This window comes from Protofrankia symbiont of Coriaria ruscifolia, from assembly GCF_900634745.1.
In the GTDB taxonomy this organism is placed as follows: domain Bacteria; phylum Actinomycetota; class Actinomycetes; order Frankiales; family Frankiaceae; genus Protofrankia; species Protofrankia californiensis.
On sequence record NZ_CAAAFR010000013.1, the window covers coordinates 34812 to 46209 of the forward strand.

Genomic DNA, 11398 nt, shown 5'->3' on the forward strand with positions numbered 1-11398 from the left:
CTGCCCGTACTTCAACGACCCGGACGCACGTTCCCGGGCACCACCCCGGCCGGGGATTGTGCCCCTCGTACAGACTGGCTCGTGGTTGGTGGGCCGCCGGATTCGTAGAGTCGTGCTATGGCGGCGCAGGAGGAGACCGCGCGGGTCGACAGCTGGATCTGGTCCGTGCGGCTGGTCAGGACGCGGTCGCAGGCAACTGCGGCCTGCCGCGCCGGGCATGTCCACCTCAACGGTGAGCGGGTCAAGCCGGCCCATACGGTGCGCACCGGGGACGAGATACGGGTACGCCAGGCCGGGCACGAGCGGACCATCGTCGTCACCCGCGTTCTCAGCAAGCGGGTCAGTGCGACCGTCGCCGGGGAATGCTTCATCGACCGCAGCCCGCCCCCGGCACGCGAGGGTGCCGCGGTTGTGGGTATCCGTGACCGCGGCGCGGGACGCCCGACCAAACGCGACCGACGGGCCATGGAACGCCTGCGTGACCGTGACCGCTGAGAACGCCGGCCCGTCACGATCGTGAATTTACGCCATTGTGGCGATAAGGCGCGCTTGTCGGGTCCCTCGATGATTCGGAGGCCCAGGGAACCTGGACGTCCCGCAACGGATGCGATACACGGCCATGGACGGATGCCGCACGACCCAGCCGGGTACGACTCTTGTCGCCTTGTCGGTCGGCCGTGCACATTCATGCGAAGGGGGAGAGAATGCCCTACGTCACCGTTGGTCAGGAAAACTCCGGCAATATCGATATCTATTACGAGGACCATGGTTCCGGTCAGCCGATAGTACTGATCCATGGCTTTCCGCTCAACGGAGCATCATGGGAGAAGCAGATCCCGATGCTGCTGGACGCCGGCTATCGGGTGATCTACTACGACCGGCGGGGGTTCGGCAGGTCCAGCCAGCCCGTGAGCGGCTATGACTACGATACGTTCACCGATGATCTGAAGACCCTGATCGAAACCCTCGGCCTGCGCGACATCGTCCTGGCCGGCTTCTCGATGGGCACCGGCGAGGTCACTCGCTACCTCGGCGCGTACGGCGCCGACCGTGTCGCCAAAGCAGCCCTGTTCGCGCCGTTGGCGCCATATCTTCTACAGACCGACGACAACCCCGAAGGCGTTCCGGCGACGGTGTTCGAGGACATCAAGCAGGCCATCCGCGACGACCGGTTCGCCTACCAGAAGGATTTCATCGACAACTTCTACAACGTGGACGTCTTCGGCGGCACCTCCCGCATCAGCGAACAGGCCTGGCAGAACAGCTGGATCGTGGCCGTCGGCGCCTCGGCGCTCGGCACGTTGCAGTGTGTCGACGCGTGGTGCACCGATTTCCGCGGTGATGTGTCCGCGCTGTCCAGCGTTCCGCTGCTGGTCGTGCAGGGCACCGAGGACCGCATCCTGCCCATCGACAACACCGGACGCCGGCTGCCGGCCCTCATCAAGGGTCTGCAGTATCACGAGGTCAACGGCGGCCCGCACAATATCGGCTGGACCCACCCCGAGGTTGTCAACCCGCTGTTCCTCGACTTCCTCACCAAGCAGTGACTTCCTGAGCCGTAACTTCCCGACCAGAACAGGAAAGTCTCCGCGAGCTCGGCCTGCGTGCACCGGTCGGGCTCGCATCCAGATCATCCATGATCGTCGTAAATCCGCCTCATCGCCCATCTGGCTGGAGGCGGGATCGTTCGGGGGCAGCCGGGTTAATCATCACAATTTTTTCAAACAGGAAACTAATACTGAAAGTTATAACTCGACAGCGGAGCGTTCTCATAAACTCTGAATACTTCCTGAACTTGCACCTCAGGTGATCAGCTCACTCTAGGAGAGGATCAGACGTACCACAGGGGTACGTCGAAAGGGGTAGACGACGATGCGACCTCGACTCGGCATCATGTTTGCGACGATCGCGACAGTCGGCACTCTGGGCGTCGCAGGCGTCACCGCCGCAGCAACCGCTTCGCCCGGTGCCGCCACCAACCTGATCACCCCGGCCGGAGCGACGACGAGCGTGTCGCCGGCCGATGGTTCGAGCAAGGATACGACCACCCTGGACTCTGATCGGCCGGGACACAGGCACCACCGGCACGGCGGTCCGGGCTGGTGGGCGGACGACGACTTCGACGGCTGGGATGCTTCCCGTCCGCTACACGGCGACGCGACGGTCAGGACGGACAACGGCTACCAGATCGTCGCCTACCAGCGTGGCGAGCTGACCAAGGTGTCCCAGACCTCGGCCACGGTCAAGAGCAAGGACGGATACGAAGCCACCTACGCCGTAACCGGTGACACGGAACTTTGGATCGACGGCGACGATGCCGGCATCGGTGATTTCAAGACCGGAACCACCGTGGTAGTGGCCGCGATCGTCGACGGTGACACCCGGACAGCCCAGCACCTCGTTGCGCCGCAGGACTGACCCGCAGGCGTGCCATCAGCACCATGCCGTCAACATCTGGGCAACCTCGCAACATCACCATGCCCAGTGGCCCAGGCCTCCCGAACCTCCTAGATCGGCTTCCGGCAGGAACCCCGGGCGCGAAAAAAGCATGATCGCAACGCCTTGACCCGCCAGCGTCAGCCCTGGCCTCCGGGAGCAGACGGATCGCGAGCCCAGGTCCCGGCTCGGTCCGAGTTACACAGCCTGCAACTGATCCATACTATGTTGCTGACGGCTTGTAACCGACGGCGCCGTACAGGCTCGGATGGGCATACCACTGGCCCGTCCGAGCCCGCCGCGGACGATCCGCGTGCACGCGTGCACGCACCAACCTCCGGCTCCGGATGGTCCTGCCGTGCTGTACGATTCTGTGCAGCGCTCGATGGAGCCTCAGGGGCACCGCCCCAAGGGACCTGATGGGTGCTGTCAGGCGGGATCTTCTCGTCGGAGAACGGGCACGACGGCAACCAGCCAAGCATGTGATACAACTGAACAGCACAGTATGGTCCTGTGGTGAAGTCTGGAGTTCACGCCGCCCTGTCAAGGCGGAGGTCGCGGGTTCGAATCCCGTCGGGACCGCGCTCGCATCCATCGGATGTCATCGGCGTCACGCTGGTCTCGCCCTTCGATGCGACCTGGTAGGCCCGCATATGACAGGATGGTCGCACCGGGGCAGGTAGCTCAGTCGGTACGAGCGTCCGCCTGAAAAGCGGAAGGTCGGCGGTTCGACCCCGCCCCTGCCCACCACCTCTGACCAGGGGTTTTGCCTCTCCATGGAGATCAACTAGAGCCTTCTGAAGATCGTCATGTAGCAATGGGTGTAGCAACCTAAGGCGGCGGACGGTCCAGGTCTTACCCCGCTGACCTGCATAAATGCTTACACCTGACCGTCCGCCGCGACATTTTGAGTCGTTGCTACACCGAGCGGCCCCGGCGGAGCGCGGACTCACTGCATCGGAGGCAGAGCGCGCATCTGACCTGCGGCGATGCGCGAAGGCGCGGTAGATGACCGTCCGCTGCAGCGACGGATGGTCCACATTTCGCTCTCGCGGTAGTGCGCCAGCGATGGCCGACGTCGGCGACGTACTCGAGGACCCCCGGCTACCACTAACCGACCCATCACCTACCGCCACGACCCATGTGCTGGGTAGTCGGACACTCCCGCCGACAGCGGTCCACAGCGTTCTGGCACAGTGATGTCATGGCTGAGCAGGCTCCGGCCGCTTCGGATAGCCCGATGTCCAGGCGGCGGGAACAGGCGCTTGTGGAGGTGATGCTGCGCCATCAGGTGCAGATCGATCCCGATGACCTCGGTGCTGTCCTCGATCTAGCTGCAGTCGGAATCGTCAACGGCGCCTGGCGCAACAGCCCTGTCGAGGACTGGCACAGCCAGGGCCGGCTGCGTGATGGCGACATGCTGCGGATCAATGCCCAAACCTGCTGGCGGGTGCGTGAGATTGTCCGGCGATGGCGCGGCGACCTGGGACTCGGACCGCAGTCTCTGCGGGAGGCCTGCGATGGTCTTGACAGCGATGCGACCGACTGGCTCGCCGAGCGGATCTGGCGATGGCTGGTTAACCCCGCCAGACGCCTGCCGACAGGACCGACACTGGCCGAACTCGCCGGGAGCGACCTGAACGACTATCGCGACCATGCCGACGAGGCATTAGGCGGATTCGCGGCGATAGCGGAAGAGCGCGGGATGCTCTACGCGTTCTGGAGGGCGGCGGCTCACGGCGGGCTGGCCTGCCGGCATTGGTGGGGAACCCCGGAGTGGCCCGCTTTGGTCGACCGCTTCATGTATGTTCTCGATACCCCTGATGACCCGCACTGGTCGTCCGGAAGGGGATGGCAGGTGACTGTGGAGACAGCGCCACACCAGATCACCGGCCGTGCCGGTCTCCGTCGGCTGCTGATGAGCCGGCCATGGGCTCTCGATTCCGATACGGCGCAATGGGTCGTGGGTGCCGGCATCGGATTTCTTCGCAGCCATGTTCCTCAACTGCCCGACGACGTCCACGAGGCGCTTCCGCAATAGCCTTCCTCTCGAACCTACATATAGCCGCCGTCCCTGACCGGGCAGGCAGCGCTCTACTCGGCGGGCGCGGTCTGACTCGGTTGGGAGCACATACTCCTCAGCCAGCTTCGCCAGGTGTAGGGACAGCGGCCGGGAGAGCGGTTCGTAGTCGTCGTGGAAGCGCAGCTGGTGGGTCAACGCGGCCCACGCCGCGGGCTGGTCCGGGCCAAGGTCGTCCCGCCCGGCGTCCGCGAGAGCCTTTTCGGACAGGCAACCGACGACTGTCAGCTCCAAGTACCGCGGGTTCCAGGCCGTCTTCGCTGGCCCGGTCGGCCAGTCCGGATGTGGGCCTAGTTTCAGCAGGCCTCGTTTGATGACCTTCGTGCTGCTTGATGAGTCCGCGGTGCTCACGAAGACGCGGTTGTCCGTGTCCGCGCCCGGTGCCGCCCACAACCCGGCGGCGAAACCGACCCGGTCGTTGCCGGGCGCGTACCACTGCGGCACCTCCTCGCGGCCGTTGCTGTCCCGGGTCAGCACGAACCGCAGGTCGGGGCCATAGGCAGCGAGTCGTTGGACGTCCGTCCCGCTGAACCCGAGCATGTCGCGGACCAGCGAGTCGTTGCCGATCCACGGCCAGGAGCGGCGAAGGTTCCCAGCGTTCGCGAGCAGCAGCGTCGGCCGGTCGCGCGCCTGGTACAGCACAGATCTGACGAGCCGTTCGATCTCTTCGCGCTGAACCGCGGTGACCGACGGCGTGGGTCGCGTGCCACCAGCGTCGCCGTCGTCCAGGCGGTCCGCCGACGCCTCGATTGCCCCGGCGACCATGTCAGCGTCCCGTGCGAGGTCGAGTTCGGGCAGGGGATCGACCGAGGCGCGCCCGTGCCAGTCGACCTGGTCGAGGCGAGGACTGAACGCCATCGTGTTGGCGATCAGCCGTGGCGTCGAGGCTGCGGCGTCCTGCATCCAGGGCAACTCGGCGCGGATGATCCGCATTGCCTGGACGGCGTGGGGGAAGTCGAGGAAACCGACGGTGGCGGCTTTTCAGGATGCGGGTCTCGTCGCGGCCGTGTCCGTGGTCACGGGTGATCTGTGCTGTCGGGATGTCGGTCCAAGGCAGCCGGGCGAGTCGGGCCCGGAGCGGCGGATAGCTGGGACGACGAGGACCGTCAGCAGCGGACTGAGGGTGTCGACGACGATGAACCGCTTACGGCCGTTGACCTTCTTCCCTGCGTCGTAGCTGCGGGTCACCGCCGTGACGGTCGGTGCTCCTTTGGCGGACTGGGAGTCGATCACCCCTGCGGTCGGCTGTGCCGCTCTGCCCTCGGTGTGGCGGACTGTGGCGCGTAACGAGTCGTGGACGCTGGTCGTGACGCCCTTCTTCTTCCACCGTTCGAAGAAGCCGTAGACGCTCTTCCAGGGCGGGAAGTCCGCGGGCAGCGCCCGCCACACGACTCCGTTGTGGGTCACGTAGAGGATCGCGTTCACGATGCGGAAGGGCAGCGGACTGTCGCGTCTGCCACGCCGGCACCCGGACCAGCTCGTGAGGAGCCTCCGCCGACCGCTCACCCCCTACGCGCCGCGCATACGCCCAGCTCCCCTGCGCGGAAGCCGCGTCCACGCCGCCACCAGAAAGGTGTGAAACGGATAATTCCTGACAATTTATCAGTGTCCCGCAACTTCCTCGCTTCAGATCGGCACAAGGGGCCGCAAGTCCCACGTAGATACGGTCTATAGTCATCAATAGCTCCGCATCTGCGGGTCTTGTGCAGCGTCGCACGCCCTGCGTTTCACGCGCAGAAGTTGTCATCCCGGGTGCGGACGGGCACATCTGCCCGCATCGCGCATCCCTGACGGAAGGTTGACGTGAGATCACATCTGTCCATGCGGACGCGCGCAGCGGGAACAGCAGTGGTCCTGGGCGCCGCGCTGGCGGTGGCCTTCCCGGCCGCGGCGCACGCCAACACCGTGGGCGTCACGGTGAAGTCACCCGGGGCTACCAGCGGTCCTGCAAGCGCTAACTCCGAGATCTCAACCCACGCGGACTGCAGTAGTGGCCTGATCTCCGGCGGTGGGATCAACCAGGCCACCGGCACCGGCAACGGCAACCATGTGATGGGCACCTCGCCCAGCTCCGACGGCTCCACCGAATACACCGGTTCCACCGGGGTTGTCGGCACCGACGTGACGCATTGGCTCGGGATCGGCGGAAGCGGCGGCCAGGTCGACAGTTCCTTCTCCACCACCCCCTTCGCGGTGTGCTTCACCAGCAACCTGATCAACCACACCCAGGTGGTCATGAACAAGACCAACGCGCCCACCAGCGGGTCGACGGTGGGCCTGGTCACTGCGACCTGTCCGGCGAACACGGTCCTGCTCGGCGGCGGGGCGCGTGCCACCCCGGCCAGCGTCGGCAACTTCAAGCCGATCGCCAGCTTTCCCACCTTCAACAACTCCGCACATGACTACGGCCGGAAAGCCGCAGCCGACGGCGAGACCAACCCGAACTCCTGGACCGCCGTCGGGTGGGCCAACGGCACCAACAGCACCAACGAGACCTACGCCTACGCGATCTGCAGTGGAAACAACATCAACATCAGTGGTGTCACCGTGAAGGTCCACTTCAGCGAGGCGAGCGGCCCGACCACGGGGAGCACGGGCCAGAAGGTGACAGTCAACTGCCCCAGCGGGGACGGGAAACTGATCAGCGGGGGCGCCGCCATCAGCGGAGGCAGCGTGACCACGACGGACTTCACCGGACCGGGCTCAGGCGGCGACCACCTTAACGGAAGTTTCCCCAGCGACTCGAGCGGAAACCCGGTCAGTGACGGGACCACCACGGCTGCGTACTGGACAGCCTTCACCCATACCGGGGGGACAAGCTCGCCGAACACCTACTCTGACGTCTGGGCGCTGTGCGCCAACGACGGCGTCTGAGGACACCTGTAACCCCGGTCCGCGGGCGGGCGCGGCACCGAGCATGGCCCGCCCGATGTTTCGTCATGTGACGAAACGCGGTTTCTGCAACACCCACAGCGGGCATGTGGTCCCGGCGTCGCGCGCCGGGACCACGAAACTGTGCGGGTATACAGACGATGCGGTGAAGAAGATCGTGGGCAGGAAACGCGGGGCCCGTGATGCTGGGCGACCCCACGATTCTATGTGGACTGTGGAACGGACCTTCGGCCGGTTGATTTCCTATCGCCGCCGCGCGACTACGAAACCCTGCCTACCGCTCCAAAGCAATGATCCACGTTGTGGTGGCCAATATCATGGCCCGCCGCCTCGCCGGCACATCAACCCCGACCTGGCAGGAAGCAGTTCGGGACCCTGGAACCCTCGTTCCGGGGAGCATAGGATCCGTTATGAAATAACAAACGCACGCTCGGGGGCGTCTTCACAGGTCACGGGCCTGCGGGAAGCGCGAGATGCGCAGGTTATTTGATTCCGACTACATAGCCAAGAGGGTGTTTGGTCTTGGGTTTTTGTTTGGTTCACGAATACGCTACCAGAGGGGGCTGATCATCATACGCAATCGTCGTGTCTTTGTGTGGTCTGTTTCGGTGCTAGGCGTTGTGCTGAGTATGGGGCTGGCCAGTTCCGCGGCAGCGGTGTCCTCGTCGAGCGCCTCTCCGAAAAAAGCCTGTGGGAGCTCAGGCGTCCTCGACAAGAAGACATGCACCTACAGCACGGTCGGGTCAGACACCTTCACCGTGCCCAACGGCGCAAAATGGGTCGAGATCACGGTGGTCGGCGCCCAGGGCGGGCATTACTTTATTTCCGGTGACGCCAGTCATGGCGGCTCGCCGGTAGGTGATATCACCGGCCGTCCGGGTGGGGGCGGCGGCCAGGCGTACGGCGTGATAGCGGATCTGTCCTCAGGCCAGGTACTGCAGGTCGATGTTGCCGGTAAGGGCACTGACGGCACGGCGGCGAGCCGGTCTGGCGGGAAGAACAACGGACCCTCCGGGGGGCAGGGCGCCGTGGGAGGCTTCGGCGGCTCCAACGGTGGTGTAGCAGACGGTAAGGGGGACGCCGCCGGGGCTGATGGCGGGACCGCGCCTCTCAACGGTGGTAACGGCGCCGGTGGCGGCGGTTCCTCGGATGTACGGATCGCTGCTGCTGGCTGCGCGAAGTTGACGTGCGCTCTGGCGGACCGGGCACTGGTCGGTGCAGGCGGCGGCGGAGGCGGCGGCACTGGTGGCCAGGGCTACGCGCTGGGCGGTGCCGGCGGCGCCGGTGGCGGTACTGCCGGCGCAGCTGGTGGTGCCGTCGTAGATGGTGGCCACCCGGGGACTCCTGGGGGCGGTGGAACCCAGACCGCAGGTGGGACCGGGGGGCTCAACGCCGGGCGGCACGCGACTCCGCCTCCGCCCGATCCCAACGATCCGCGTTTCGGCGGTGATGGCACCGATGGCCGCTCTGGGTCAGGCGGCGCCGGGGGCGTGGGAAACCAGGCCTGCCTGGGTGTGCACACCCCGCCCTGCCGGAACCCCGATGATCCGGCCGCGGGCGGTGGCGCCGGTGGCGGCGGTGGTGGTGGGTACTTCGGTGGTGGCGGCGGCTCGGGAGGTGGTGGCCTCACGGTCGGTGGCGGCGGGGCAGGCGCCGGTGGAGGCGGGGGAAGCTCCTTCGCCGCACCGACAGTGAGCTCTGTTGCCCTGACCGCTGGTGTCAACGCCGGGACCGTCAACAAGGGCGACGGCGAGGTCATCATCACGTGGGGTTCCTCGCAGGAGCCCAAGTCCACGAAGCCGTCCACGCCTCCGACACCGACACCGAGCCCGACATCGAGTCCGACACCGAGTCCGAACCCAACGTCGAGCCCTGCTCCGAAGCCGGCAGCGGCCACCGCCTATGTGATCAACAATTTCGGGAACACGGTCACCCCGATCGACGTGACGACCAATATGGCCGGTGCCCCGATCCGGGTAGGTGCAAGCCCCAGAGGGCTTACGGTCACACCTGATGGCAGGACCGTCTATGTGACGAACCGGGCTGACAACACGGTGACGCCGATCGAGGTGGCCACCAACACCCCTGGTGCCCCGATCCCGGTCGGTCAGTTCCCGTTCGGGGTCGCAGTGACTCCCGACGGCCGGACCGCTTACGTGGTGGACAACGCCAGCGATGACGTGACGCCGATCGAGGTGGCCACCAATACTCCCGGTGCCCACATCCCGGTCGGGGACGACGCACACTACGTCGCGATCACCCCCGATGGCAGGACCGCCTACGTCACCAACGCCGCAAGCAACACGGTGACGCCGATCGATGTCGCCACCAACACCCCCGGCACCCCGATCCCAGCCGGGAACAACCCGCAGGGAATTGTGATCACACCCGACGGCAAGACCGTGTACGTCACGGACAACGCCGACGCTGCCAGCGCCACCGTGACACCGATCAATGTGGCCACCAATACCCCCGGCAAACCGATTCAGGTCAGCGACCGCCCGGTCGGGATCTCGATTACGCCCGATGGCCGAACCGTGTACGTCACCAATGAGCGTGACGCCGTGGTGACGCCGATCGATGTGGCCACCAACACCCCCGGCACTCCTATCTCCACCGGAGGCATCGAACCGTTCTACATCGCGGTCACGCCGGACGGCGTGGCCGCCTATGCGGTCAACCGCGACAGCGACACGGTGACGCCGATCGATGTGGCCAGCAACACCGCCGGCACCCAGATCCCCGTCGGTGACCGGCCGGTGGGGATCGCGATCAGCGCACCACCGAAGGCCGTCCCGCCCCCGCCGGTGTGCGGGACGACCGGTGTGCTGTCCGGGACGACAACAATGACCTGCACCTATCACAACATCGGATCGGACACCTTCACGGTGCCCGCGGGAGTGAGCTCGGTCGAGGTCGTGGTGACCGGCGCCCAGGGCGGGCACTACTTCATCGCTGGTGACGCGGCACACCCGTCCCCGGCAGGGGACATCACCGGGCGTCCCGGAGGTGGCGGTGGCCAGGCGTCCGGGTCGCTGACGGGGCTGAAGGGCAACCAGGTCCTGCAGGTGGATGTGGCGGGCAAGGGCGCCAACGGAACCGGGGCCTCGCGCTCGGGCGGAATGAGCAATGGCCCCTCCGGCGGATCGGGAGCACTCGGCGGATTCGGTGGGTCCGACGCCGGCGTGTCAGGTGGGCCTGGTGATGGCTCCGGTGCGAACGGCGGAACAGCGTTCAACGGTGGTAACGGCTCCGGCGGCGGCGGTTCCTCCGACGTCCGCGTGGCCGCGGCGGGATGTGTCGCACGGAAGTGCGACCAGTCCACCCGGGTGCTGGTCGGTGCCGGCGGAGGCGGTGGCGGCGGCGTCGGCGGGCAGGGCAACGCGCTCGGCGGAGCCGGGGGTGCCGGCGGCGGTGACGTCGGCGGTGACGTCGGCGCCGACGGTGGGTCGACCGTCGATGGTGGTAATGCCGGACTCCCGGGCAAGGGCGGCACCCAGACCACCGGAGGCGCCGGAGGGCTGAACGCGTGCCGGCACGGTGCTGGGAATCCCCCGACCACCGATCCGCTGACTGATCCGCGCTGCGGCGGGGACGGTCCTGAAGGCACGTCCGGTGCCGGCGGTGCCGGCGGGGCCGGGAACCTGCCCTGCACCGGGGCGCACACCCCGCCCTGCCTGGACCCGACCGCCACCACGTCCGGTGGTGGCGCGGGCGGCGGCGCGGGCGGCGGCTACTTCGGTGGTGGCGGCGGCTCCGGTGGCGGCGGCACCTTCGGCGGCTACGGTGGCGCCGGCGGCGGGGGCGCGGGCGGGAGCTCGTTCGCCGCGTCGACCATCGAGAACCCCGTCCTGACCACCGGGGTCAACTCGGGCACGGTCAACGACGGTAACGGTGAGGTCACGATCACCTGGACTCCTCTCGGTATCTCGGCTCCGGCTCCGATCGTGACCGCCATGCTGACCCCGACCCCGACCTCAACCCCCATAC

7 protein-coding genes, 2 tRNA genes and 1 pseudogene are annotated in these 11398 nt (G+C 66.6%); 7 read left to right on the top strand and 3 right to left on the bottom strand.

Annotated features, from left to right (window positions below; all coding sequences use genetic code 11):
* Positions 1-117 precede the first annotated feature (117 nt).
* The 5 genes from CV1CTNOD_RS01265 (at position 118) to CV1CTNOD_RS01285 (ending at position 3186) form a co-directional block, all read left to right on the top strand.
* Positions 118-495, top strand: coding sequence for an RNA-binding S4 domain-containing protein (locus tag CV1CTNOD_RS01265; protein WP_131784372.1), 378 nt, complete (start codon positions 118-120; stop codon positions 493-495).
* Between the two features lie 209 nt (positions 496-704).
* Complete coding sequence (locus CV1CTNOD_RS01270) at positions 705-1547, top strand: alpha/beta fold hydrolase (RefSeq protein WP_131784373.1); 843 nt, start codon at positions 705-707, stop codon at positions 1545-1547.
* A 325-nt stretch (positions 1548-1872) separates the two neighbouring features.
* Complete coding sequence (locus CV1CTNOD_RS01275; protein WP_131784374.1) at positions 1873-2418, top strand: hypothetical protein; 546 nt, start codon at positions 1873-1875, stop codon at positions 2416-2418.
* A gap of 525 nt (positions 2419-2943) precedes the next feature.
* A tRNA-Asp gene (locus tag CV1CTNOD_RS01280) sits at positions 2944-3018 on the top strand.
* A 91-nt stretch (positions 3019-3109) separates the two neighbouring features.
* Positions 3110-3186 (top strand) — tRNA-Phe (locus CV1CTNOD_RS01285).
* A 919-nt stretch (positions 3187-4105) separates the two neighbouring features.
* Here the strand turns inward: CV1CTNOD_RS01285 and CV1CTNOD_RS01290 are convergent.
* Both CV1CTNOD_RS01290 and CV1CTNOD_RS01295 read right to left on the bottom strand, forming a co-directional pair.
* Entirely contained in the window at positions 4106-5449 is a 1344-nt protein-coding gene (locus tag CV1CTNOD_RS01290; protein ID WP_131784375.1) for an RNAseH domain-containing protein, read from the bottom strand.
* Positions 5450-5602: 153 nt separating this feature from the next.
* A pseudogene (locus tag CV1CTNOD_RS01295) lies at positions 5603-6022 on the bottom strand (transposase); the annotation flags it as partial.
* Between the two features lie 297 nt (positions 6023-6319).
* Between CV1CTNOD_RS01295 and CV1CTNOD_RS01300 the strand changes: the two are divergent.
* Positions 6320-7390 (top strand): hypothetical protein, encoded by a 1071-nt coding sequence (locus CV1CTNOD_RS01300; protein ID WP_131784377.1) that lies wholly within the window; start codon positions 6320-6322, stop codon positions 7388-7390.
* 941 nt (positions 7391-8331) lie between these two features.
* On the opposite strand, the gene CV1CTNOD_RS26090 is transcribed toward CV1CTNOD_RS01300, so the two are convergent.
* Positions 8332-8742: a hypothetical protein gene (locus CV1CTNOD_RS26090; RefSeq protein WP_242606264.1), complete on the bottom strand. Its 411-nt coding sequence runs from the start codon at positions 8740-8742 to the stop codon at positions 8332-8334.
* 156 nt (positions 8743-8898) lie between these two features.
* Here CV1CTNOD_RS26090 and CV1CTNOD_RS27205 point away from each other — a divergent pair.
* Positions 8899-11398 (top strand): YncE family protein (locus tag CV1CTNOD_RS27205; protein ID WP_278043845.1); only part of this gene is annotated, 2500 nt, incomplete at its 3' end.

What these genes read in the sequence shown, in the direction of transcription:
- CV1CTNOD_RS01275 (WP_131784374.1), top strand. Translation starts at nt 1,873, where the DNA reads ATGCGACCTCGACTCGGCATCATGTTTGCGACGATCGCGACAGTCGGC.
- CV1CTNOD_RS01290 (WP_131784375.1), bottom strand. Translation starts at nt 5,449, where the DNA reads ATGCGGATCATCCGCGCCGAGTTGCCCTGGATGCAGGACGCCGCAGCC.
- CV1CTNOD_RS01265 (WP_131784372.1), top strand. Translation starts at nt 118, where the DNA reads ATGGCGGCGCAGGAGGAGACCGCGCGGGTCGACAGCTGGATCTGGTCC.
- CV1CTNOD_RS01270 (WP_131784373.1), top strand. Translation starts at nt 705, where the DNA reads ATGCCCTACGTCACCGTTGGTCAGGAAAACTCCGGCAATATCGATATC.